Source organism: Pseudomonas sp. Z1-29 (assembly GCF_051131995.1).
Taxonomy (GTDB): domain Bacteria; phylum Pseudomonadota; class Gammaproteobacteria; order Pseudomonadales; family Pseudomonadaceae; genus Aquipseudomonas.
In genome coordinates this window covers 778,819-801,726 of the sequence record NZ_CP071645.1, presented here as the reverse complement: position 1 = coordinate 801,726, position 22,908 = coordinate 778,819, and the positions used below count along the sequence as shown (strand labels likewise).

General features: G+C 60.9%; 20 protein-coding genes and 1 pseudogene. 10 read left to right on the top strand and 11 right to left on the bottom strand.

All coding sequences use genetic code 11. The features are described 5' to 3' along the window. The first annotated feature begins 362 nt into the window (after positions 1 to 362). Positions 363 to 1,227, top strand: a pseudogene (locus J3P84_RS03790) (PDDEXK nuclease domain-containing protein). A gap of 176 nt (positions 1,228 to 1,403) precedes the next feature. Here J3P84_RS03790 and J3P84_RS03785 read toward each other — a convergent pair. Then, complete coding sequence (locus tag J3P84_RS03785; RefSeq protein WP_434627913.1) at positions 1,404 to 1,763, bottom strand: DUF6124 family protein; 360 nt, start codon at positions 1,761 to 1,763, stop codon at positions 1,404 to 1,406. 507 nt (positions 1,764 to 2,270) lie between these two features. On the opposite strand from J3P84_RS03785, the gene J3P84_RS03780 reads away from it, so the two are divergent. The 3 genes from J3P84_RS03780 to J3P84_RS03770 all read left to right on the top strand — a co-directional run bounded on the left by J3P84_RS03780 (position 2,271) and on the right by J3P84_RS03770 (position 7,910). After that, positions 2,271 to 7,052: an RHS repeat-associated core domain-containing protein gene (locus J3P84_RS03780; RefSeq protein ID WP_434627910.1), complete on the top strand. Its 4,782-nt coding sequence runs from the start codon at positions 2,271 to 2,273 to the stop codon at positions 7,050 to 7,052. Then, on the top strand, positions 7,049 to 7,429 hold the full coding sequence (locus J3P84_RS03775) for a hypothetical protein (RefSeq protein ID WP_434627907.1): 381 nt from the start codon (positions 7,049 to 7,051) through the stop codon (positions 7,427 to 7,429). The genes J3P84_RS03780 and J3P84_RS03775 overlap by 4 nt, the downstream gene beginning before the upstream one ends. Before the next feature lie 244 nt (positions 7,430 to 7,673). Further along, on the top strand, positions 7,674 to 7,910 hold the full coding sequence (locus J3P84_RS03770; protein ID WP_434571568.1) for a hypothetical protein: 237 nt from the start codon (positions 7,674 to 7,676) through the stop codon (positions 7,908 to 7,910). A 12-nt stretch (positions 7,911 to 7,922) separates the two neighbouring features. On the opposite strand, the gene J3P84_RS03765 is transcribed toward J3P84_RS03770, so the two are convergent. Next, the gene (locus J3P84_RS03765) at positions 7,923 to 8,381 is read right to left on the bottom strand and encodes a GNAT family N-acetyltransferase (protein ID WP_434627904.1); all 459 of its coding nucleotides are present in this window, start codon (positions 8,379 to 8,381) and stop codon (positions 7,923 to 7,925) included. Positions 8,382 to 8,539: 158 nt separating this feature from the next. On the opposite strand from J3P84_RS03765, the gene J3P84_RS03760 reads away from it, so the two are divergent. The 6 genes from J3P84_RS03760 to J3P84_RS03735 all read left to right on the top strand — a co-directional run bounded on the left by J3P84_RS03760 (position 8,540) and on the right by J3P84_RS03735 (position 14,370). After that, complete coding sequence (locus tag J3P84_RS03760) at positions 8,540 to 9,163, top strand: CDP-alcohol phosphatidyltransferase family protein (protein ID WP_434571567.1); 624 nt, start codon at positions 8,540 to 8,542, stop codon at positions 9,161 to 9,163. Between the two features lie 10 nt (positions 9,164 to 9,173). Then, entirely contained in the window at positions 9,174 to 10,931 is a 1,758-nt protein-coding gene (locus J3P84_RS03755) for a bifunctional alpha/beta hydrolase/class I SAM-dependent methyltransferase (protein ID WP_434627901.1), read from the top strand. Next, the gene (locus J3P84_RS03750; protein WP_434627899.1) at positions 10,931 to 12,268 is read left to right on the top strand and encodes a phosphatase PAP2/dual specificity phosphatase family protein; all 1,338 of its coding nucleotides are present in this window, start codon (positions 10,931 to 10,933) and stop codon (positions 12,266 to 12,268) included. The genes J3P84_RS03755 and J3P84_RS03750 overlap by 1 nt, the downstream gene beginning before the upstream one ends. Then, positions 12,265 to 12,729 carry a hypothetical protein gene (locus tag J3P84_RS03745; protein ID WP_434631150.1) on the top strand — a complete coding sequence of 155 codons (465 nt, stop codon included), beginning with the start codon at positions 12,265 to 12,267 and terminating at the stop codon, positions 12,727 to 12,729. The genes J3P84_RS03750 and J3P84_RS03745 overlap by 4 nt, the downstream gene beginning before the upstream one ends. 86 nt (positions 12,730 to 12,815) lie before the next feature. Continuing rightward, positions 12,816 to 13,436 (top strand): lysophospholipid acyltransferase family protein, encoded by a 621-nt coding sequence (locus J3P84_RS03740; protein ID WP_305498533.1) that lies wholly within the window; start codon positions 12,816 to 12,818, stop codon positions 13,434 to 13,436. A 1-nt stretch (position 13,437) separates the two neighbouring features. After that, positions 13,438 to 14,370: a phosphatidate cytidylyltransferase gene (locus J3P84_RS03735; protein WP_434627895.1), complete on the top strand. Its 933-nt coding sequence runs from the start codon at positions 13,438 to 13,440 to the stop codon at positions 14,368 to 14,370. Between the two features lie 81 nt (positions 14,371 to 14,451). On the opposite strand, the gene J3P84_RS03730 is transcribed toward J3P84_RS03735, so the two are convergent. From J3P84_RS03730 to J3P84_RS03690, 9 genes are all read right to left on the bottom strand, one after another. Continuing rightward, positions 14,452 to 15,609, bottom strand: coding sequence for a glutathionylspermidine synthase family protein (locus J3P84_RS03730; protein ID WP_434627892.1), 1,158 nt, complete (start codon positions 15,607 to 15,609; stop codon positions 14,452 to 14,454). A 12-nt stretch (positions 15,610 to 15,621) separates the two neighbouring features. Then, positions 15,622 to 16,323, bottom strand: a complete 702-nt coding sequence (locus J3P84_RS03725) for a DUF1190 domain-containing protein (protein WP_434571557.1) — start codon at positions 16,321 to 16,323, stop codon at positions 15,622 to 15,624. Positions 16,324 to 16,342: 19 nt separating this feature from the next. Beyond that, a complete protein-coding gene (locus J3P84_RS03720; RefSeq protein WP_434571556.1) occupies positions 16,343 to 16,771 on the bottom strand; it encodes a DUF350 domain-containing protein in 429 nt (142 codons plus the stop codon). 15 nt (positions 16,772 to 16,786) lie between these two features. Continuing rightward, entirely contained in the window at positions 16,787 to 17,449 is a 663-nt protein-coding gene (locus J3P84_RS03715) for a DUF2491 family protein (RefSeq protein WP_434627888.1), read from the bottom strand. Continuing rightward, positions 17,436 to 18,470 carry an ion channel gene (locus J3P84_RS03710; RefSeq protein ID WP_434571554.1) on the bottom strand — a complete coding sequence of 345 codons (1,035 nt, stop codon included), beginning with the start codon at positions 18,468 to 18,470 and terminating at the stop codon, positions 17,436 to 17,438. The genes J3P84_RS03715 and J3P84_RS03710 overlap by 14 nt, the downstream gene beginning before the upstream one ends. Before the next feature lie 282 nt (positions 18,471 to 18,752). Further along, positions 18,753 to 19,451, bottom strand: coding sequence for a PspA/IM30 family protein (locus J3P84_RS03705; RefSeq protein ID WP_434601949.1), 699 nt, complete (start codon positions 19,449 to 19,451; stop codon positions 18,753 to 18,755). Between the two features lie 21 nt (positions 19,452 to 19,472). Continuing rightward, complete coding sequence (locus tag J3P84_RS03700; protein WP_434627885.1) at positions 19,473 to 20,054, bottom strand: YjfI family protein; 582 nt, start codon at positions 20,052 to 20,054, stop codon at positions 19,473 to 19,475. Between the two features lie 396 nt (positions 20,055 to 20,450). Continuing rightward, positions 20,451 to 21,284, bottom strand: a complete 834-nt coding sequence (locus tag J3P84_RS03695; protein WP_434627882.1) for a YfaP family protein — start codon at positions 21,282 to 21,284, stop codon at positions 20,451 to 20,453. 3 nt (positions 21,285 to 21,287) lie between these two features. Then, positions 21,288 to 22,907, bottom strand: coding sequence for a DUF2300 domain-containing protein (locus J3P84_RS03690; RefSeq protein ID WP_434627879.1), 1,620 nt, complete (start codon positions 22,905 to 22,907; stop codon positions 21,288 to 21,290). Position 22,908: the final 1 nt, after the last annotated feature.

Below are 22,908 nucleotides of genomic sequence, written 5' to 3'. Positions count from 1 at the left end.
GATGTACGTTTTGAAGGCTGGTAAGGTTTGTCAAAAACGAACTGAATCAGTCAACGAGAAGCCGGCCATAAGCCGGCTTTTTAATGTCTGGTGGAAATTCATACACAGTGTTCGCGATGCTGACACTTTCTCTGTCGATGAGTAATAAAGACCCAAAGTAAGCATTTTCATTTTTTACTGAGTGAAATTTCCGAAAGGACGCAACCCGCTTGCGCCTCATAAATGCGCAGCTTAGTCTTCGATCGTCACTGCCAACAAAATGATTAGACCTTATAGCCCGCCACTGACTGGACAACGAACGTCTTCATCTGCATGACGCTTATGATTTCTGCCTGTCGCCCCCTGAACCATGAGAGAAAAGCATGAGCGAACACCCTGTTAGCCTAAGCATGCCCCCGGAAGGTTATGGCGACTGGCTGGCTGACCTCAAGAGCCGTATTCACAATGCGCAGCAGCGCGCCTCATTGGCAGTGAATCGCGAACTGGTTTTGCTCTATTGGCAGATCGGTCAGGATATTTTGATCCGGCAAACACAACAGGGTTGGGGAGCCAAGGTAATCGACCGGTTGTCTCGAGACTTGCGTACAGCCTTTCCCGATATGAAAGGCTTCTCCCCACGTAACCTCAAGTACATGCGTGCCTTTGCTGAGGCGTGGCCTGACGCAGTGTTTGTGCAAGGGGTGCTTGCACAATTGCCTTGGTACCACCAATTGGCGCTGCTGGACAAACTGCCAAACCCTGAAACGCGCTGCTGGTATGCCGCCGAAGCCATCAAGCACAACTGGGGTCAAACATGTCACCGATTTCCTGCTGGAACTAGGCGCAGGCTTTGCCTTCGTCGGTCAACAGGTGTTGCTGGATGTAGGCGGCGACGAGTTCTTCATCGACCTGTTGTTCTATCACCTCAAGCTACGCTGCTACGTGGTGATCGAACTCAAGGCAGGCAAGTTCAAACCCGAACATCTGGGGCAGCTAAGTTTTTACCTCACCGCAGTGGATGCCCAGCTCAAACACCCTCAGGACGGCCCGACCATTGGTCTTCTGCTGTGCAAAAGCAAGAATAAGGTAGTGGCTGAATATGCGCTGCGTGATAGCGCACGTCCCATCGGTGTAGCTGAATACCAATTGGTGGAGTCTCTGCCCGCGGAACTACAAACCAGCCTGCCTAGCATTGAACAGATCGAGCGAGAGCTGGCAAGCGGCAAGTCCATGGAAGACGATTCGTAATGAAGTTGCTCCCTTCAATCCCTCAACCCCTCCAGGCCTCAACCGTCAACGGCAGGTCATTCAGCTCAACAGGTTGTTTCACGCTCTGAGCGCTCGTCGTTTCGTGGTATTCGGATGTAAAAAGGCCTTGCCAAGCAAGACCTTTTTTACGCCTGGCGGGCAGCCAACCCCCCGCCCTACCTCATCTCAACAATATCCAAAGCCCGGTTCGCCAACAACTCACTTAGCTCAATCAACTGCAAGATCCCCAACGCGACATGCCGTCGCGAGCCTTCCAGATCGAATGCCAGATCATTGATCATCGCATTGGCAGAAGCCAGGCTTTCGCTCAGGTTCGCGAGCAGGCACTCCATGTCCACATCAGGCGCGACGGTAAACAAGGCGTCGGGCTTGTTAGACGTTTCGTTTTCAGGGGTAGGCTTGAGATCGGAATCGAAAGCCCGGTTGGTAGCATCATCGACTTTTTTGTTGCGAGCAGACTGAGCGCGAGGCTCATGTCCATCTATAGCTGGGGGGTTCGGTGTAATTTTGGCCATGGAAAAGCTCCTAGAGTCGGTTGGAGCTGCCACCGTTCGCTGCGAAACGAATTATGGGTGGCAGCTGTACGCGGGTTCGCAGACCGGGACTCTAGGGACCGGCAGACCCGAGGGTCTCCCACGCACAGCCACCTCTGACGAAAGTACAGACATGGGCTATCTGCTTTCGAAGGTGACATTGTGCGTCTATAGAGTCCGGGCTGCGAAACCCGATCACTGATGAGCAGTGACAGGACCCAAGCTACCGACCAACCCCAAGCCGCACAAGCCGGCCGATTCTGGCGTAGTTGTAGGCAACGGCGCAAGACAGCGTCAGCCCCTTTCCAGATCCCACGAGCCGGATAAACACCCTAGGCTGAGTCGCCTCCATTTCAGCGCTTCGGCTTGCCCCCGACAACGTAGTGGCAATTAAAGAAACGCCCTACACGCCCTGCTTCTTTTCCTGACTTATTTCCTTTGCCGCCCCCGGCAAAGTCTCGCGTCTACCCTGCGCCGCGAGATGCCTGCATGCCCTTCTACGAGAAAATCCTTGCCCAGGGCAACGTCATTGGCTCGCTGGTAATGGCGGCCATGGACTCGGACCAACCCGATGTCGAACGGGTGCTGAAGGATTTCCGCCAGTGCCTGAGCGACTACGACACCTGGGCGGAAGATTTCTGGGCCGGCCGGTCGCTGGACATCAAGCAGGCGTTCAAGGTGGGCGACGAGGTCGCGCTGGCGCCTGCAAGAACCGGCGGCAAGCAGGTCAGTTCTCTGGTGGCGCGGTGTCCGGCACAGGGCCCGTTGACGCTGGTGCATATGTTCCAGGCCTCGCGTTTCGTGCCGATCGGCAACACGCCGGTGATGCTGGAGCCCATCCTGGGGGGCGAGCCGGGGAGGGAAAGGTTTGGCGAGGCGGTGCGTCACGACATCGGCCCCAGCGGCATCTTGGAAATACCTGAATGCGACCGCGGCCGGCGGTACCGCATTACCTTTTTTCCTGATCTGACGACCGTTCACGTCAAGGCGCTGTACGCGTCCTACCAGCAGCTGATCGTCGAGCTCGAAGGTTGGCTGAAAGCCGAGTGGAACGAGTTTCAACCGCTGTGGAAGGCGTTTTCCGAAAGCGCTTTTCTAAAGCGTGTCGACGTATTGCAGCAGGCTCAGTTGCGCGGTTTTGAACACGCGCTGCATGGGCTATGGGACGATATCAAGCAGGTCTTCGATCTGTTGGCGGACCTGCGGGCCAACAGCGAAAAATTGCTGGAGTACCTCACCGAGGTCGAGCTTGAGCAGCTGCTGAAAGCCCCGGCAGAGGCGATAGCGAAAGCCTTGATGATCTTGAGCGACGAGCCGTTGCTCTTGGTCTACACGGCGGCCTTCACCAGTTGGCTGCGGATGTTGCCGCCGCAGTACATGGCTGAAGTCATGGGCGAAATACGCGCCGCCATTCTGATCAACTTTTTGTTGGCGCGTTTTACCGGCGGCCTGGGTCTGGGTCTGCGCCTGACCGGCAAAGTGTTGCGCCATGTCCGCTCGGAACGCGCCCGCGAGTGGTTGCAGGCATCCAGCCAGCGATTGGGCCAACTCGGCGGCGGCAGCCTCGACAAACACGCCGATGTACTGAAACCGCTGGTGATCGGTGGCCGAGGGCCGTCGGTGGGGCCGGCGCCCGTCACGCCGTTGCAGATCACCACGGGGTCGGTGCCGCTGTCGGTCAGACGTCCGGTCCCGATCGTGCGGGAAAAATCCCAGCCTGCTTCACGACTGAGCAAGTACGAACCCCACGACGACGCCCCGACCCCATCGAAAAACCCCAACGGCGACCCCGCCGACAGCGCCGCCCAGACCCGCACCGACGGCTGCCCGGTGTCGATGGTCACCGGCGAGGAACTGCTGACCCTAGAGGACGGCACCCTCGACGGGCGCTTGCCCTTCGTCTTCACCCGCCTCTACCGCACCAGCGCCGCCGAGCTGGACGTCGGCCTCGGCCGTGGCTGGAGCCATGGCCTGGCCCATCGCCTGGTGATCGAGGGCGAACAGGTGACCTGGATCGATCAGGAAAACCGCCGCACCACCTTCCCTCGCCCCAACCTGCAACGCCCGGCGATCCACAACAGCCTGGCCCGCGCGGCGATCTACCTGAGCTGCGAGCCGGACGAACTGATCATCGCCCAGCCCGGCGAAGACGCCCCTTTCCTGCACTTTCGCGACGGGCATCTGACAGCGCTGAGCGATCGGTACGACAACCGCCTGACCGTCCAGCGCAACATCTACGGCGACATCAGCCGCCTGGACAACGGCGCCCGGCGCGGGCTGCGGTTGCGCTACGAGCATCGCCACCTGGTCGCCATCGACTATCAGAGTTTTGACCCGAAACAGCATCCGGACGATGCCTGGCGCACCGAACAGACGCTGGTGACCTACCGCTACGACGGCCGTTTCCGACTCATCGAGGCGACCAATGCCGCTGGCGAAAGCGAGCGCTACGACTACGACGACCAGCACGTCATCCTCCAGCGGCAACTGGCCGGCGGCGCGAGTTTCTACTGGGAATGGCAAGGCCTCGGCCCGGCGGCGCGCTGCGTGCGGCACTGGGCGTCGTTCGCGCAGATAGACAGCCGCTACGCCTGGGGCGAAGACGGCAGCGTCACGGTCCGGCATCAGGATGGCAGCCAGGAAGTGTACGTCCACGACGACCGGGCGCGGCTGGTGCGCCAGGTCGATCCCGCTGGTGGCGAACAGCTCAAGGCCTATGACGAGCAGGGTCGGCTGACCGCCGAGCAGGATCCGCTGGGCGCGGTCACCGAATACCGCTACGACGAAGCCGGACGGCTGGTGGCGCTGATTCCGCCTGAAGGCGAGCCGACGTCCTACGAATACCGCAACGGTTTCCTGCACGCCCGACAGCGCGGCAAAGCCGTGTGGACCTACCGGCGTAATGCCCAGGGCGATGTGGTCGAGGCCATCGACCCGGATCGTCACAGCACCCGATACGCCTATGACGCCCAGGGGCAACTGCTCTCGATCCGCTACCCGGACGGCGGCACCCATCATTTTGTCCGCAATAGCCAAGGCCAGCTGACTGAAGAAACCCTGCCCGACGACAGCCAGCGGAGTTTTTCCTACGACACGTTGGGGCGGCTGCTGACCCGCAAGGACGAACATGGCGCGATTACCCACTACCAGTGGGATGCCGTCGGCCGCTTGCTGGAAACCACCCTGCCCACCGGCGCCACCCGCGCCTGGAGCTACAACGCCTACGGCAAGGTCACCGCCGAACGCGACGAACTGGGGCGCATCACCCGCTACGAATACGCCGACGACCTGCACCTGATCAGCCGGCGGCTCAATCCCGATGGCAGCGAACTGAAGTATCGCTACGACTCGGCGCGGTTGTTGCTCACCGAAATCGAGAACGAGGCCGGCGAAAAATATCAGTTGGCCTACACGCCCAACGGATTGATCCGACAGGAAACCGGCTTCGACGGCCAGCGCACCGGCTACGCCTACGACCTCAACGGCCACCTGCTGGAAAAGACCGAGTTCGGTGCCGATGGCAGCCAGCGGCTCACCGCTTATCAGCGCGACAGCGCTGGCCGCCTGTTGCGCAAGACCTTGCCCGACGGCAAACCGGTCGAGTACCGCTACGACGCCCTCGGCCGGCTGGTCAGCGTCGACGACGGCCACTGGCCGCTGGCCTACGAATACGACAACCAGGACCGCCTCGTCGCCGAACACCAGGGCTGGGCCACCCTGCACTATCGCTACGACGAGGCCGGCCGGCTGACCTACTGCCGCCTGCCCGACCGCAGCACCCTCAATTACCGCCATCTTTACGGCGGCGCGCTGCTGGCCATCGACCTCAACGGCCAGTGCCTGACCGAACACCGCTTCACCGGCACCCGCGAGCGCCAGCGCCAGCAAGGCCTGCTGCTCAGCGACTATAGCTACGACGAACAGGGCCGCCTCAAGGCCCAGACCGTGTGGCAGACCCAGCAGAAACAACTGTTCTGGCGCGACTATTCCTACAGCGCCAACGGCAACCTCGCCACGCTGTCCGACACCCGAAACCGACGCGCCTACCACTACGACCCGCAAGATCGCCTGCTGCGCATCGACTACGCACACAGCCAGCCCCCGGAGCACTTTTCCCACGACCCGGCCGGCAACCTGCTGCTGCACGACCGCCCCGGCCCGACCACGCTCAAGGGCAACCGCCTGCTGATGGAGGGCGACCGCCACTACGACTACGACGCCTACGGCAACCTGGTCCGCGAGCGCCGCGGCAAAGCCCAGTGCCTGGTCACCGAATACCGCTACGACAGCCAGCACCGCCTGATCGGCCTCACCACCCCGGACGGTAACGAAGCGTCCTACCGCTACGACGCCTTCGGCCGACGCATCGAAAAGACCGTGGACGGCCAGACCACCGAATTCATCTGGCAAGGCGACCAGCTCATCGCCGAAAGCAGCGACCATCATTACCAAAGCTACGTCTACGAGCCCGGCACCTTCCGCCCCCTCGCCCTGCTCGAAGGCCAAGGCCCAAAAAACGCCACGCCGTTCTACTACCACAACGACCACCTCGGCACACCGCAGGAACTGACCAGCCACCAGGGCGAAATCGTCTGGGCGGCGCGCTACACCGGCTACGGCAAACTCACCAAACTGGCCCACGGCGCCGGCAAGCAACTGACCCAACCGCTGCGTTTCCAAGGCCAGTACCACGATCTGGAAAGCGGCCTGCATTACAACCGGCATCGCTACTACAATCCGGACACGGGGCGGTATCTCACGCCTGACCCGAGCAAGCTGGCGGGTGGGCTCAATGGGTACCGGTACACCCTGAACCCGACGGGGTGGGTGGATCCGTTGGGGTTGGTGGATTGTCCAGGGAGTGCTGGGTGTAAGCCGGCACACAATGGACGGAATCCTACCGACCAAATAAAGCTCGACGAAGGAGACGCAGCGCTACCCCAAACCTCCTCTGATATTCCCGAGATGGGTTATCACAACGAAATATACGCAAACAAGCCAATTAAACCGCAGGATGCCACTAACGAATGGGAGCGTTTTTTGGGGGCCGGCCCTTACACCAACACTCACCCCAGAACTGGAAAGCCAGACGCTGACAGGATAGTTTCTAAAGATGGAGTTAGAAGCATTCGTTACGGCGCCCATGAGATGAACAGCAAGCCGAATAAGCATCACTACCATGAAGAGACATGGAAATACAATTTGAAAGGAACGGCAATGAATGTTGACAATACCGTAGTTCGAGTTCCTCAGGGTAAGATAAAAAAATGAAAGTAAAAATAAATTCGGTAATAATAACCGGCAGCCAAGTGCATGTCACCTTTTCGACAGCTATCGGTACTGGAGCGGCTATTTGGAAAGACGGGACACCAGAAGCAGGAGAGGAATGGGAAGTCGAACTAGAGATTAATGACAAGTTCGTGTATGGCGAGAATGCCGAAGACACTAATGAATCTTATTTTTTATCAATGAAAAAAGAGGTAATCAACCTTAATGCTCGACTGATCTCAATTGCCGAGGACGAAATAGCAATAATTGATATAAATGGAACAAAAGCTATGATTGACTTGGTTGGCTGCCCTTCAACTCCACCCAGCTTTATACGTTTGAGCTTCAAAAGCCTACAGCTATATCCCGTACATTTATAAAAAATTTGCCTAGCCCTCCCTCCAAGCCACTCGGAAGCTTGCAACCGGTAATAGCGCTAGATCAGTTGAATTGACTCCAGCTCATACACCGCCATCGCGAGCAAGCTCGCTCCCACAAGGGATCGCCTAAAGGCCGGGGCCGTGTCTCGGGCCGGTTATCGCGTTGTGCTGTGCAAAAACGGAACCCAATCCCAACGCGCCCCTCAATCCCAGAGAGACCACGTATCACTCGGAGCGCCCCGTCATGAACCACCCCACCCTGACCTTCGCCCAACTCCACCCCGGCGATCGCTTCACCCAACCCGCCGATCACCGCCTGTTCACCAAACTCACCGACCACACCGCCCGTGAGCACAGCGTGCATTCGATCAATCTGAAGGAGGAAGGCTTCGGCTACACCGAAGACCCCATCGAAACGTTGTCCGGGGATGCCCCGGTCGAGTACGTCCCGGTCGGCGGGCCGCTGCGTGCTGGGGGCTAGCGCTTATAAAAATCATAAACACCGTCCCATGAGCCATTGCTCTTTGCCCCAAGCCTCGAAGCGCTCCAGCACTTCCCAGCCCTGCCTGGCGTAATAGTCCCGTTGGCTGTGGGTGTGCAGGAACAAGGTGGCATAGCCTGCCTCTTTCGCATGGCTACAGATGCCGTCGATCAACTGCGCCGCGAGCCCCCTGCGGCGGGCATTCGGGCTGGTGAAGACGCAAGCAAGCCAAGGGCCGAGGTCGGGGCGCTCAGGTAGATCGTCTCCCGCCAGCGAGGCGCCGCCCAACAACTGGTCGTGTTCCAGGGCGATCAGGCATTTCCAGCGGCCATCGCGTTGCCCCGCTGCAAACTCTTCCTGCCAACTGGCGAGCGACTGCTGCGCAAATTCATAGTTGAACTCTCGATAAAGCCACTCGGCCATCAGGTTGCATTTATCCATGTGGTTGATGAGCCAATCCACTCGCAGCATTTCAGCAGTCCTTTTGTAGTCGGTTTTCCAGCGCAAACACCCGCGCAGATGCCTACCCGCGCGCATTCCCAGTAAATACCCACCTGCAACGCCTCAACCTATCGTAATCTCGCATCTGCACAAGCCCTGCCCCGAATCCGGCCGAGATCCCATTTCAAATGCCTTCCATTTATCAACTCAAACCCGCCTTCCAGAATTTGCTTCGCCCCACCGTCCAACGTCTTTACAACAAGGGTGTCACCGCCAACCAGGTCACGCTTCTGGCGGGTGCTGTGTCGGTGTTGGTGGGGGCGGTGATTGCGTGGTTCGCCAGTCATCCGTGGGTTTTTATCCTCGTGCCGGTCTGGATGTTCTTGCGCATGGCCTTGAACGCGGTGGATGGCATGCTGGCGCGGGAGTTTGGCCAGCAATCGAATCTGGGCGCGTACCTCAATGAGCTATGCGATATCATCGCCGACGCTGCCTTGATCCTGCCTTTTGCCTTGTTTGCCGATACCAGCCTGTTGCTCGTGTTGTTGGTCACGCTGTTGGCGTTGTTCAGCGAATACGCCGGCGTGCTGGGGGCGATGGTCGGGGCTTCGCGGCGTTATGACGGGCCGATGGGCAAGAGTGATCGCGCCTTTGTGTTCGGCGTGCTCGCGACCGGTATTGCCTTGGGTTGGCTCGGGGCGCTGTGGGTTGATGGTGTGATGGCGGTGGTTGCCGCCCTGCTGGTTTATACCTTGGTCAATCGGGTCCGTCATGGCCTGAGCCAGGTGTCGGAAAACGCTCCCTCAGCATAAGGAAGTTGCAATGCGCGAAGCCCAGGAACTGACGTTCACCACCCACGATGGCGTGGAGTTGTTCTACCGGCACTGGCCGGCTGTCGAGGCCGCGACGGGTGAACCCCGTCAGGCTGTGTTGTTGTTTCACCGCGGCCATGAACACTCCGGGCGCATCGCGCATCTGGTGGATGAGCTGGATCTGCCCGGGTTCGAGTTTTTCGCCTGGGACGCACGCGGCCACGGCCAGTCGCCTGGCGAACGCGGCGACAGCCCGAGTTTTGCCACCAGCGCGCGGGATGTGCAGACCTTTTGTGACCACATCGGCGCAACGCACCAGATCGACGAACAGAACATCGCCGTGGTGGCGCAAAGCGTCGGTGCAGTGATCGCATCCACCTGGGTCCACGATTACGCACCGCGCATTCGCTCGCTGGTGCTGGCGTCGCCGGCCTTCAAGGTCAAGCTCTACGTGCCGTTTGCCCGTCCGGGCCTGGCATTGATGCGCAAGCTCCGTGGCAGCTTTTTCGTCAACAGCTACGTCAAGGCGAAGTTCCTCAGTCATGACCCGGAGCGGGTGGCGTCCTACGACAGCGATCCGCTGATCACCAAGGCCATTTCGGTGAATGTGCTACTGGGCCTGTACGAAGCCGCCGATCGGGTTGTCGCCGACGCGCAGGCAATCCAGGTGCCGACGCAGCTGTTGATCTCCGGTTCCGACTTTGTGGTGCATCGCAAACCCCAGGAGCAGTTCTTCGAGCGGCTGGGCAGCCTGCAAAAGGAAAAACACATCCTGCCGGGTTTCTTCCACGACACCCTCGGCGAGAAAAATCGCGCACCGGCGATTGCCAGTGCCCGACGCTTCATCCTGCAAAATTTTGCCCGACCGCTGGAGCGCCCTTCCCTGCTGGACGCCGATCGCCTGGGCGTGACCTGCGCCGAAGCCGAAACCCTGGCCACGCCGTTGCCCCACAACTCGTTGCGCGATCTTTACTGGCGCATGACCCGCGCCAGCATGCGTTTTGGCAGCAAGTTGTCCGCCGGGGTAAAGCTGGGCTTCGACACCGGATTCGACTCCGGCAGTACCCTGGATTACGTCTATCGCAACCGGCCCACCGGCACGTCTGCGCTGGGCAAGATGATCGACCAGAACTACCTGAACTCCATCGGCTGGCGTGGCATTCGCCAACGCAAGTTGCACGTCGAAGAATTGCTGCGCCTGGCGATGGGCAAATTGCGCGAGCAGGACCGCGAAGTGCGCATCGTCGACATCGCCGCCGGACACGGCCGTTACATTCTCGAGGCGCTGCAAGGCGTCAGTCCGTTGCCGGAGTCGATCCTGCTGCGCGACTACAGCGACATCAACGTGCGCGACGGCAGTGCGCTGATCGTTGAAAAAGGTTTGGGCGATATCGCTCGATTCGTCAAAGGCGATGCCTTCGACCGTCAGGATCTCGCCGCCCTGGAACCCAAGCCGACCCTCGCCGTGGTGTCGGGCCTGTATGAGTTGTTCGCCGATAACCAGATGGTCGCGGGCTCTCTGGCCGGCCTGGCCGAAGCGGTCGAGCCAGGTGGTTTCCTGGTCTACACCGGCCAGCCGTGGCACCCGCAGCTGGAATTGATCGCGCGCGCCCTGACCAGCCACCGCGCTGGCCAGGCCTGGGTGATGCGTCGGCGCACTCAAGCGGAAATGGACCAACTGGTTGAGGCGGCGGGTTTCCGCAAGATCACCCTGCGGGTCGATGAGTGGGGCATCTTCAGCGTTTCGCTGGCTCAGCGAGTCCAGTAATGAGCGCGGTCATTGCTCCGGTCCGCGAACCCGCGCTGCTGAAACCGGCGGTGCTCTGGCTGCTGTTGCTGGCACCGCTGTTCTTCAGCACCTACGGCTTCGCCACCTGGGTAACGTCCCAGCGTGACGATGTCGGCACGCTGGTGTTCGCTTGGGAAAGCCACATGCCGTTCCTGGCCTGGACCATCGTGCCGTACTGGTCGATCGACTTGTTGTACGGCCTGTCCCTGCTGCTGCCCAACAGCCGCGACGAACTCAAGCGCCACGCCCTGCGCCTGCTCACGGCTCAGGTGATTGCCGTCAGTTGCTTCCTGCTCTGGCCGCTGACGTTCACCTTTCCCCGACCGGAAATGGACGGGGTGTTCGGCTGGATGTTCGACGTGCTGGCCGGCTTCGACAAGCCGTTCAACCAGGCGCCGTCCCTGCACATCGCGCTGCTGGTGGTGCTCTGGGTCTGCTACCAACGTCACCTGCAAGGCTTCTGGCGCTGGTTGATGCACGGCTGGTTCGCCTTGATTGGCGTGTCGGTACTGACCACTTACCAACACCATTTTGTCGATGTCCCCACCGGTGCGTTGGCCGGTTGGTTGTGCGTCTGGCTGTGGCCGTTGGACCGACCGAGTCCACTGCGAAGTGCACGCCTGACGCGCGACCCGGCGCGCCTGCGACTGGCCTTGCGTTATGGCGTGGGCGCCGCAGTGTTCTTCACGTTGGCGTTCGCCTTCGGCGGCGCGTGGCTCTGGCTGATCTGGCCGGCGGTCGCGGTGCTCATGGTGGCGTTGAATTACCTGGCGTTTGGCGCCAGTGGCTTCCAGAAGCGTGAAGATGGCCGGCTGAGCCCGGCGGTGCGCTGGTTGCTGGCGCCCTATCTGGCCGCGGCGTGGATCAATTCCCGCGTGTGGACGCGCAAACATCCGCAGCCGGATCAGGTGGCGGATGACGTCTGGCTCGGGCGGATTCCTACGTCGGCGTCGCTTAAAAGCAGCCCGTTTACTGGCGTGCTCGACCTCTGCGCCGAGTTGTCGATGGACAGCACCGCAATCGCCTATCGCAGCTTGCCGGTGCTCGACCTGACGGCACCGACCGCCGAGCAGTGCCTGAACGCGGCGCAGATGATTGAGCAACTGCGTCAGCACGGGCCGGTCCTGGTCTGCTGCGCCCTGGGTTATTCGCGCAGTGCCACCGCCGCGGCGGCGTGGTTGCTGGACAGCGGTCGCGCCGACAGTGTCGACGCGGCCATCGCCCAGATTCGCCAAGCCCGGCCGGGTATCGTGTTGCACCCAGCCCATCGCCAGGCGTTGGAGCAACTATCCAAGGGATTCGGGGCATGGTCATGAGCAGTGACATGGAACTGCATACCGTGGCGAGCCTGCTGCGCCGCGGTCATTCGCTGGACCAGCTCTCCACCGGCCTGACCTTGCTCGCGGCGCTGATCGGCCTGGGCCAATGGCTGGTCGGTAGCGTCGATCCGTGGCTGCTGTTGCTGAGCTTCGGCGTGTTCGTCCTCGGCCTGCAGGAAAAATATCTGGCGTTTCGCGTGGCCTTTGACGCCGATCTGTTTCAGATCGTCGCGGATGCCGACAAGCCGCTGGCCGAACGTACCCAGGCGCTGGATGCCGCCCTCGCTAACCTCGGCCTGCAACCGGTCGAGCGTGGCGGGCGGTCATGGCCCGAGCGCAGCCACGGTTCCATGCGCCTGCTTCGCCGCCAAGCCTGGCTGGTGGCGACGCAAGCGCTGTTGACGGTGAGCTTCGTATTGGCGAGCCCCTGGCTGGTTTACTCGGGTCTGGGTGTTTAAAAACAGCAGGTGAATGGCTTTTGTGGCGATGGTTTGTCAGCTATAGAAGTCGCATAAAACCAAAGCTTTCAGGACAAGGAATCCTCATGTTCGAACCCGTGGTCGCCAACCTCATCACCTCCGCCGCGCGGATGGTCACCGGTGCTCGCAGCCTGTGGCTCGGCTGCGCGCCCACGCCGGTGCAGCGGATCTATTTCGCCAACCACAGCAGCCACGGCGACTTCGTGCTGCTCTGGGCCTCGCTACCGCCGGCGCTGCGCAAACTGACTCGGCCCGTCGCTGGCGCCGACTATTGGCAAACCAGCCCGATGCGCCGCTACATCATCAACCGGGTGTTCAACGGCGTGCTGGTGGATCGCGAGCGCAAGGACCCTTCCTACAGCCCATTGCAGCCAATGCTCGATGCGCTGGAGAACGGCGACTCGCTGATCATCTTCCCCGAGGGCACGCGTAACCCGGATGAAGGCCTGCTGCCGTTCAAGAGCGGGATCTACCACCTGATGAAAAGCCACCCCGGGGTCGAGGTGATCCCGGTGTGGATCGCCAACCTCAACCGCGTCATGCCCAAGGGCCGCGTATTGCCCTTACCGCTGCTGTGCACCACCAGTTTCGGCGCGCCGCTGTGCATCGAAGAAGGCGAAAGCAAAGAGCAATTCCTTGAACGCAGCCGCGCCGCACTGCTGGCGCTGGCCCCGGAGCACGTCTGACATGGATCGATATACCCTGATGTTGTTTAGCGGGATCGGCGCGATTCTGCTGCTGGCTTCGCTGGTCGGTTTCATACTCAAGCTGCGGACCAAAGGCGCACCGAACTCGGTCATCGAGAACCTCAATGCGCGGATCAATGCCTGGTGGATCATGGTGCTGGTGATCGGCATCGCGTTCTGGCTGGGCAACGCGGCGGTGATCCTGTTGTTCTACGCCGTGTCGTTCTACGCGCTGCGGGAATTTCTCACGCTGACGCCCACCCGGCGCAGCGATTACCCAGCCTTGGTGGCGGCGTTCTACCTGGCGCTGCCGCTGCAATACTTGCTGATCTATTACGACTGGTACGGGCTGTTTTCGATCTTCATTCCGGTGTACGTGTTCCTGCTGCTGCCGATCCTCGCGTCCCTTGGCGGCGACAGCACGCACTTCCTGGAACGCGCCTCCAAAGTCCAGTGGGGCTTGATGATCGCGGTGTTCTGCATCTCCTTTGTACCGGCGTTGCTGACCTTGGACATTGCCGGTTTCGAAGGGCGCAACCTGCTCTTGATCGCCTATCTGGTAATCGTGGTGCAACTGTCGGATGTGTTGCAGTACGTGTGCGGCAAGTTGTTCGGCAAGCACAAGATCGCACCGAACCTGTCACCGTCGAAAACCGTCGAGGGGTTTGTCGGTGGCATTTTCCTGGCCTCGCTGATTGGCGGCGCGTTGTGGTGGATCACCCCGTTCAACCCATGGCAGTCGTTCCTCATTGCCTTGCTGATCAACCTGCTGGGGTTTGCCGGCGGCATCGTCATGTCGGCGATCAAGCGCGACCGAGGCGTCAAGGATTGGGGGCACATGATCGAAGGCCACGGCGGCATGCTCGACCGCTTGGATTCGGTGTGCTTCGCCGCACCAATCTTCTTTCATCTGGTTCGGTACTGGTGGACTTGAGATAACTGACATACCGCACACCCCTGTGGCAGCTCGCTCCCATAGGGGTGCAACGCTTGGCCCAAAGCTGTGTGCAGGTAATCAGTCGAGAATCAGATGCGGCAGGAACCGGCTGGAATCCTTGGTGATCAGGCTGTCGTCTTCGCGCACGCCGATGCCGGCCGCCTGGTCGCCGATGACCCAAGAGCCGATCAGGGTGTAGCTGTCGCCAAAGCGTGGCAATGGCGCGAATTCCTGGAGGATGAACGGTGCGTCGGTATAAGGGCCATCTTCCTTGACGATCAAGCCGTCAGCAGTCTGCAACTCGATATTGGCGCCTTCCCGGGAAAAGAACGGCTTGCGCACCCAGCCCTTGGGCACGGCTTTGCTCGTGTCGGTATCCAGGTGGGCCGCGAGCAGGTTCGGGTGGCCTTTGTTGAATTCCCACAGCAGCGGCAGAATGCCCTTGTTGGAGATGATCGACTTCCAGGCCGGCTCGAAAAACTGCGTATCGCATTGGGCAATCGCAGCGCCAAACGGCTCGTGGAAGATGAACTCCCAGGCGTGCAGCTTGAACAGGTGTGGAATCCAGCGCTCCTCCAGGTCGACGAAACGCCCGTCACTGTTGAGGCCAATGTCTTCGATATCGATGTGCCGCGATTCGATGCCGACTTTTTCCGCAATCAGGCGCAAGTAGTCCGTGGTGCCCTTGTCTTCCACCGAACCTTTCATCGAGGCGAAATAAAACGGTTCCTTGAGCTGCAACTGGGCAAAGGCCTGGTGCAGCTTGGTATCGATGCTGTTGAACTGGTCGGCATGGGCCGGCAGCACGCCGCGCTCGATGCATTGCTCCAGCCAGCCCCACTGGAACGCCGCCGCCTCGTAGAGGCTGGTCGGCGTGTCGTAGTTGAGCTCCAGCAGCTTGGCGGGGCCGCTGCCGTTGTAGGAGAAATCCATACGCCCGTACAGGTGCGGGTGGCCTTCAAGCCATGAAGTGCGAACCAGGTCGAAGAACGGCGCGGGAATGCTCAGGCGCTCCAGCAATTCTTCGCTCTGGACCACGCGGGCCACAAGGTCCATGCACATCTCATGGATCTCGGTCGTCGGGTCTTCCAGGTCATCCTCGATCTGCTTGAGGCTGAACTGGTAGTACGCGCTTTCGTCCCAATAGGGCTCGTCGTCGATGGTGTGGAACAGAAAGCCGAGCTGCTCGGCCGTCTGCTTCCAGTCAGGACGTTCTGCGCACTGGATCTTCTTCATGGTGCTGGTTCCTCAACCGCCGGAGCTGCTCGATCCGCCCCAACCGCTGCGGGCGCTGGAACTGCTGCCGAAACCACCGCGAGACGTGGAGGAAGCAACGGACATCGGCTTGCTGGTCTTGATGGTGTCGGTGTAGCTGCCGTACCGCGCCTGGTTGGACTTGGTAAAAGTCGAGCCCCTGGAGACACGCTGGCTGAGGGTCGAGGACCCGAAGCTGCCGCGATCATCGCGGTAACGGTAGACCGGCTCGGAGTAATAGCTGTTGCGGTTGCTGCTCAACATGTTGCCGATCAGCATGCCCGTCAGCAGGTTGCCGAAGCCTGAACCACCGACGTTCGCTTCCGAAGCGGGCAATTGGGCCCTGGCGGCGTCGACCTGGGATTGGGTGACTTCGCCATCGGCGCTCAGCTCGAAACCGCCCAGCTTGGGAATGAACTGGCCGGACGAGTCCTGCTGGCACCAATCGGGGACGAAGTCGGCATCGCAATCGGCCTGGCTGGCGTACGTCGGCGCGATGCGACGATGCTCGGCCATGGCGGTCATGTAGGCGTCGGCGCAAATGTCCACTGGCAGCTTTTCATCGACACATTGCTGGACGGACTGGAAGTTGTACTTCTTTTGCAACTTGTAGGTTTTTTCCGTTGGCCCGCAACCGGATATCGCCAGGGCGACCGACGCAGCCAGCGAAAGCTGGACGTACTTGCTTCGTTTCATCGGGATCTCCGTGGCGCAATCAGTTCGTGGAAGGCGTCATGCACGCGGCGTTCAGCATGCCGACGCTGATGGCCACGGCGGCGATGTAAATACCGGCGGCGATCTCACCATTCTTGATACGCGCGGAAGCGCCCTTGAGCACCAGGCTGGTCACCAGGAAGGCCAGCAACTGGACGGCTGCGGCGATCACCGCCCAGACAACGAAATCCAGCAGGCTGATCGAGTAGGCGATCACGTTACTCGCAGGAATGGCGAAACCAACCAGGGCACCGCTCAGGGCGATCGCCGCGGCCACGTTGCCCGAGCGGATCAGCTCGAACTCTTTGTGCGGCGTGACATGGATGTAGATGAACTGAAACAGCGCGAACAGCACGGCCGCGCCGAGGATGTACAGGACGAAGCCGAACACGGCAGCCTTGTTCAGGGAAATGGAGAGCGCTTCAAGCATGGAATTCTTCCTTATTCAAAGAGTGTTCAGGTCAGTGGTGTACAGCGAAATACCCAGCGAAGTGCTCAGGCTGACGGTGCCTTCGGCGTCCTCTTCGACAGAGAACAGCAGGAATTCCCGGCGATCGGTCAGGCCGGTTTCGCGGGCGTACAGCATCGAGCGGTGCTCGACGCTGTAGGATTCTTGCGGATTGCTCACGCGCTCGCTCAACGCCACCAGCTCTGTCTGGCCAGCTTCGGAGCCCCATTCACGGGTGTATTCGACACCGTCGTGGGTGTAGGTCGGCAGGCCGATCAGGCTTTCCGGGCCAGCCAGCCGACGCAACTCCGCTTCGCTGTTGATCGTGACGTAGCTGAGGTAATTGAACAGGATCACCGACTCGACCTGCCCGGCGACGTCGCCGCTGGTGTGAACTTGCAGCCAGTAGTCTTCGTCGTTCATGTAGCAGCGCGACAGCCAGTTCGACTGCCCGAGGTCGACGATGCCCAGGCTCCAGATCTGTTGGGAGCCGGGGATGACCACGGTGCTGTTGCCGTCGAGCAACAACTTGAGCGTGGCATCGAACATGACCTGCTTGCCGGAGGCCAGGCCCAGCGGACCGCTGACGGGCGAGTCATGGCTGGCTGTCTTGTTCGCGTTCGGGGCCTCAAGCCCCATCAACTGTTTAAACCACCCCATGGGCAATTTCCTTGAGCCGCGCGGACGCGATGTAGAAGAGTTCTCCACCCGCGATGCGCGTGGTGCCAGGCGGATTGATCGATGGGTGTCGGGCACCCTTGGCGCGGTAGCCGATCAGCGTAGCGTTGTGCTGCTCTTTCATTCGGCCGTAGAGGTCGCCGAACGTCGCTTCAAACGCATCGGGCAATTTCATCAGGTATTGGGTGGCGCCTTCGCCGACACAGAGCAATTCATTGATGACCACTGACGAGCCCGGGTCCTGGGAGGCCCGCACGAGCATTTCGATGGCCATGCTGGAGGTGCATTCCAGGCTCGGCGCATAGGCGCTGGCGAGGGCGGCAATTTCGCTGTCATTGAAGTGGGCGACCACATGCCCGACGGGCCCCAGCCGATTGACCGCCAGCACCGTGGCCAGGGTCAGGTCGTCGGAATGGGTTCGCACCAGCACGCGCTCGGCGCCGGGTACGCCGGCGCGCTGTAACAGGGCGACCGAGGACAGGCTGTCGCCCTTGATGAACGAGGCCTTGCCGGGCATGGGGTTTTCTTCGAGATCGCAATCGCAGATGACGATCAGGTTGTCATTGGACGTTTCGTCCTGCAGCAATAATTCAATGACCCGCTCGCTGGAGGCGCCCTCCCACCCGATGAGAACCGTATGGCCGACCTGGCCGGTGAAATCGCCTTTGCCTTTCATGCCTTTTCTCCATACATCGATGACGCTGCTGGTGGTTTTGCCGATGGCTGCCGTCAGCAGCGCAATGCCCCCGAGCATCACCCAGGTAGCCACGAACACCCGTCCCGCCGCAGTCTGCGGCGCGAGATCGCCATAGCCTACGGTGAGCGTGGTGGTGAGATAGAAGTAGGTGAACGTGGCGGCGGCGATAAGGTGCTGCTCGCCCAGCAATACCAGGCCGATCCAGGCCGTGGACAGGTGCACGCCCAGCGCAATGGCCAGGCCGGCCCAGCCGAATCGATGGAAGAACGACGAAGCGTACGCGCGCAACAGAAGGAAAATCGACATTTCGTCCCTGACTCCGTGGGGCTTCGTTCCTGGCGGGATAATCGCGCGGGCAGTTGGGTGCTCGAGCGTAGTGGCCGGACAGCATTAAACCTGTTGTGCGGCCTGGATAGAAGTACCTTGGTGACAATAAATCCGACGAGCAGGCAGGCCGAGCACAGTCCTTGTGGCGAGGGAGCTTGCTCCCGCTGGGGCGCGAAGCGGCCCCCAAAGAATGGGACTGCTGCGCAGTCCAGCGGGAGCAAGCTCCCTCGCCACGGGTTCACTCAGGACAATGTGTACCGATCACTCAGCCGATTTTTTCTTCAGGCGTTCCAGGATCGCGTTGGCGCTGCCTTCGTTCGGCGTGATGCCGGCGTCACGCAGCTTGCGCTCCAGGTCGGAGCCGGTCGAAGCCTCGGCCAGTTCGTCCTGGGCTTGCAGTTCAGCGGCCCGCTGCTGTTGCTTGGCTTGCAGGCGATTGAGTGTACCGACCGCTGTTTCCAGCTTGCCATTGGCGCCGCCGCTGGCAATCGAAGCACTGACCTGGGCCTTCTGCACGCTTTCCCGGGCCTTGGCCATGTCCACTTGCTGACGCAGGCTCTTGATGCGGCTTTCGGCCTTGGTGATGTCCTTGCGCATGTTTTCCGCGTAACCGCCGAATTCGGTTGCGTGCTTTTGCTCGGCGTCCAGTTCGTTGGTCAGGGTCGAAATGGCTTCGGCCACCTCCAATGCCAGATCCTCGCGGTTGGCCTGGATCGCGGCCAGGGCCTTGGCTTCCAGGTCCTTGATCTTGGCGTTGTATTCGCCGACGCGATCGGTCGCCAGCTTGTGCTTGGCCATGATCGTGACCAGCTCGCGCTTGGCGTTGGCCAGCGCGGTGTCGGCGTCGCGAATTTCCTGGTCGAGGATGCGCAGGGCCTGTTGATCGACGATCGATTCGCCGACTTCATTGGCACCGCCTCGCAGCGCGGTGAACAATTTGCTCCAGATGGACTGAGTCATTGGATAGTTCCTGTTGGCGAATTAAATGAAGAAGCGTTCGAAGGCTTCGCTGGCACGCTGCACATTGTCAACGAGGGTTTTCACCTCGGTGACGATGTTGGTCAGGCTGGAGTCGGAGCTCAACGCACCGAACATGTTGTAGACGACCTGGCCGTTGGGCATGGTCTCGATGCCGATGGACGACAGCGGAAACATTTCCCGGCTGCGCAACACGGCGTCGTTGAAGGCCGCTACGTCGTTGATCGACTCGACATCCACCAGGACGGTGTCGACGATGATCTGGTCGCCGACCACGGCGATGTAGATCGGCAAGCCGCCGAAGTCATTCATTTCCAGCTTGATGCTGGATTCGGAGCCTTGGACGAGGCTCAGGGTGATGTCGTTCGCGACCACTTCGTCCAGGGCCTGAAGGGCGCTGTAGAGACGGTCGATGTTCCAGTTATTACCTGCGCTCATGTAATTCTCCGACATGAATGAGCCAGCCAGAATCGGTTGGCGTAGCTGTTTCTCCATTTGCTTGAGCAGGCCTCGATTTTCGGGAAGCACCCAAGTCTCGTGTTTTACATAGCCTGCGGCACTCAGGCCCGCGCGCATCTGCTTCATGTAGAAGCTCGACGGTTTTTTCGCCGAGGGCTTGGCGCGATCTTCCGTGCGGCTCACTGACTCGGTCACAGAGCCGTCAGGTGGATCTGCTGGAGAGCTGGTTGGCATGGCATTGACCCCACTGTGAAAAACTCACGCGTGAGAAACACTACAGGTACTTTGCAAACCCCACAATAGCTCACGCGTGAGATTTTTATTTGTCACAAATACACTGATGCCACCTGTGGGAGCGAGCCTGCTCGCGAATCGGTGGGTCAGCTTGCATTGATGTTGAATATGCCACCGTCTTCGCGAGCAGGCTCGCTCCCACAGGGTTCCCGAGCGTTCACAAATCGGCATTCACCCCAGGATCCCTTGCTCCCGCTGGGCTGCGCGGCAGCCCCCCCTTCTATTCCCTCACGGATAGCTGAAGCTCTTGATCAATGTCAGCTCCCCGACCGCCCGCATCGGCACCACAAACGTTTCCATTTTCTCGCTCGGTGTGCCCTCTTCAGTAATCACCGTTACCTGCGCCGTGGTCAGGGCCTGTTGCGCCTGCTCCACCTGCTCGCGGTCGCCCTCCTCATCCTCGTCACTGCGGTAGCCGCCGCCGTAATAATTCACGTATACCAGGTACTGGCCTTTGATCGGCGCGGGCATGGCGAAGATTTCCGGGCCGTAGCCGGTGGTGACGTCGACGTCGAGCGCGGCGCCGTTGGCGACGGCGCGGTCGCCGTACCAGATGTGGGCGCCATCGGGCGTCACCAGGTGCAGGTCGAGGTCGGTGCCGTCGCTATCCCAAGTCAGCAGGACCCGCAGCTTGGCCGGGGTGGCGCCGCCGGTGGTGTTGAGGAACTGCGTGCGGTGGCGCTGCTGACCATCGGCGCTGCGCACTTCAACGCTGTTGCTGCCATTGGGGAATGAGAACGGTCGGTCGAAACGGCCTTCTTCATCTGTTTTCAGCGGCAGGCTTACGCCGTTGACGATCAATTGTCCTGGTGCATTGCTGTCCTTGGGCGCGCCTTTGATCTGGCCGCTGATGCGCGCGGTGTCGGCCTGGCCCGGGGGCGTATTGACCGACGAGGCCGGGTAGTTGACGGTCTGGCTGAAGCTTTCGCCCTCGCCCCCCGGCGCACCGCTGCGCCAGCCGCCGACGGGAGTGTCGAGCTTGATGGGGTCGGCAGCCATGGCCGGTGGCAACGCGGTCAAGGCACAAAGCAACAACAAGACCTGTGGATAACGGAGTGTCATGGTCTATTCCAGCAAGAGGTGACGGGCGAGCCCTTCGATATAGGTTTCGTCCTGGCCGTTGGGGTGAGCCTCAAAGGCCAGGTGCAGGTATTCGTGTGTGAGGTCGAGGCGGTCTTGCAGCGACAGCACGCCACGTACGTAGATGCGCTGGCGCTCGCGGTCGACATACGGCCGGCCGAAGGCGACGCGGCAGACCGCGAAAGCGCTGATTTCGTTGTAGCCCACTTCGCTTTCCAGGCGCTGACGCCAGCCACGGCGCTGCTTCAGCAACCAGTCCTGGGCCGCGGGCAACGCTTCGCAGGACGCTACCGGGTTGTCCCAGCGGCTGAGGCTGGCACGCGGATACGCATGCAGCAGGATGGCGTCGTAGCGTTGGCCGCCGTTGGCTTGTTCAACGGCTTGGGCCCAGGACAATTTGTCCGGGCCCGGTTGATCTGAGTGGTAAGTGACGTCAGTGCCGGCCAGGACCAGATCAGTGGTCCACGCGGCAATCGCGCGGGTTTCAGGCGCCGCCGGACGCGGGGCGACGCGCTGGCGGTGACTGCTGTCATCGATGCTCAGGCAATCACCATTGCGCCCGGCGTTTTGCAGCAGGTAGGTGCGAATCGCCACGGCCAATGCCTTGGCCGCTTCGACCGGTTCGGCCTTGGCTTCGCGTTGCAGGACCCGGGCGACGTATTCTTCCCGATCCAGTCGCGCGACCAGCTTGCCAGGCAGCAGGAACAGCTCGCCGTCGCTGTGGATATCCAATTGGTTGCCATTGGTGAACTCGACACGGTAATCGCCGCGCAGCTGACCCGGCGTGGCAGGACGGTCGCCAGCCATGACCCGCTGCAACGGATAACGGGCAAACAGGCCTACTTCCACGCAACGCCCGGTTTCCGCCGGCCAGCGCGACGGCAATGCCGTGGCCAAGCCATCGCCATACTTCTTCAGCACCTGCTGGCTGGTACCGCGCCCACCGGCCCAGACGGGCGTGCCATCGGCCAACCAACCGGCGAAACCGCCCTGGCGCGACGCTGGGCCCCGGTCACCCAGCCAGCTCCAGGTCTTGACCCGCAGGCGACCACCCAATTGACCGACCAATCGCCCATCCGCAGCGCCGAGTACCACGTCGAGTAATACCTGCCGGGCCTGATCCTGGGCCGGCAACGTGGCCAGCGCCTTGAGCAGTTCTGCAACGGGTACCTGGGTTTGCGGCTGCAAGGTCGGCAAGTCCAGCAACCAGTTCGGCGCCCGGCGCGCTTGCCAGTAATCTCGCCAGTCCGGCGCCGAAAGCCCGAGCCGTTGCGGTTCGAAGTACAAGCCGCAGGACTTCACCAGCGCCTGATCACGGCCGATGCTCTGCCCGGCAGTGCAGCAATAGACTTCTTCTTTCGATTCGCCGCGACACTCATAGACCGGCTCGCGAGCATCGGTGTCCACCAGCCAGGCGTAGACGAAGAGCTTCCACAGGCTGCCCAACGGTGCCGTCAACGCGTCCGGCAACGGCTGGCGGTCCAGCACCTGGGTCTGGCTCACTCGCAGCAGCTGACCGTCGAAAGCCAGGCGCAAGGGCTCCTCCTGCGCTGTCGCCAGCGCAGGAATCAAGCACAACAGCCACCAGCCCCAAGGCCTGCGCATG

Bases quoted from the DNA above. Each gene is read 5' to 3' on its own strand.
- J3P84_RS03775 (WP_434627907.1), top strand. From the start codon at position 7,049: ATGAAAGTAAAAATAAATTCGGTAATAATAACCGGCAGCCAAGTGCAT.
- J3P84_RS03700 (WP_434627885.1), bottom strand. From the start codon at position 20,054: ATGAAGCAGATGCGCGCGGGCCTGAGTGCCGCAGGCTATGTAAAACAC.
- J3P84_RS03745 (WP_434631150.1), top strand. From the start codon at position 12,265: ATGAGCAGTGACATGGAACTGCATACCGTGGCGAGCCTGCTGCGCCGC.
- J3P84_RS03770 (WP_434571568.1), top strand. From the start codon at position 7,674: ATGAACCACCCCACCCTGACCTTCGCCCAACTCCACCCCGGCGATCGC.
- J3P84_RS03765 (WP_434627904.1), bottom strand. From the start codon at position 8,381: ATGCTGCGAGTGGATTGGCTCATCAACCACATGGATAAATGCAACCTG.
- J3P84_RS03750 (WP_434627899.1), top strand. From the start codon at position 10,931: ATGAGCGCGGTCATTGCTCCGGTCCGCGAACCCGCGCTGCTGAAACCG.
- J3P84_RS03695 (WP_434627882.1), bottom strand. From the start codon at position 21,284: ATGACACTCCGTTATCCACAGGTCTTGTTGTTGCTTTGTGCCTTGACC.
- J3P84_RS03715 (WP_434627888.1), bottom strand. From the start codon at position 17,449: ATGGGGTGGTTTAAACAGTTGATGGGGCTTGAGGCCCCGAACGCGAAC.
- J3P84_RS03760 (WP_434571567.1), top strand. From the start codon at position 8,540: ATGCCTTCCATTTATCAACTCAAACCCGCCTTCCAGAATTTGCTTCGC.
- J3P84_RS03690 (WP_434627879.1), bottom strand. From the start codon at position 22,907: ATGCGCAGGCCTTGGGGCTGGTGGCTGTTGTGCTTGATTCCTGCGCTG.
- J3P84_RS03735 (WP_434627895.1), top strand. From the start codon at position 13,438: ATGGATCGATATACCCTGATGTTGTTTAGCGGGATCGGCGCGATTCTG.
- J3P84_RS03785 (WP_434627913.1), bottom strand. From the start codon at position 1,763: ATGGCCAAAATTACACCGAACCCCCCAGCTATAGATGGACATGAGCCT.
- J3P84_RS03755 (WP_434627901.1), top strand. From the start codon at position 9,174: ATGCGCGAAGCCCAGGAACTGACGTTCACCACCCACGATGGCGTGGAG.
- J3P84_RS03740 (WP_305498533.1), top strand. From the start codon at position 12,816: ATGTTCGAACCCGTGGTCGCCAACCTCATCACCTCCGCCGCGCGGATG.
- J3P84_RS03720 (WP_434571556.1), bottom strand. From the start codon at position 16,771: ATGCTTGAAGCGCTCTCCATTTCCCTGAACAAGGCTGCCGTGTTCGGC.
- J3P84_RS03725 (WP_434571557.1), bottom strand. From the start codon at position 16,323: ATGAAACGAAGCAAGTACGTCCAGCTTTCGCTGGCTGCGTCGGTCGCC.
- J3P84_RS03705 (WP_434601949.1), bottom strand. From the start codon at position 19,451: ATGACTCAGTCCATCTGGAGCAAATTGTTCACCGCGCTGCGAGGCGGT.
- J3P84_RS03730 (WP_434627892.1), bottom strand. From the start codon at position 15,609: ATGAAGAAGATCCAGTGCGCAGAACGTCCTGACTGGAAGCAGACGGCC.
- J3P84_RS03780 (WP_434627910.1), top strand. From the start codon at position 2,271: ATGCCCTTCTACGAGAAAATCCTTGCCCAGGGCAACGTCATTGGCTCG.
- J3P84_RS03710 (WP_434571554.1), bottom strand. From the start codon at position 18,470: ATGTCGATTTTCCTTCTGTTGCGCGCGTACGCTTCGTCGTTCTTCCAT.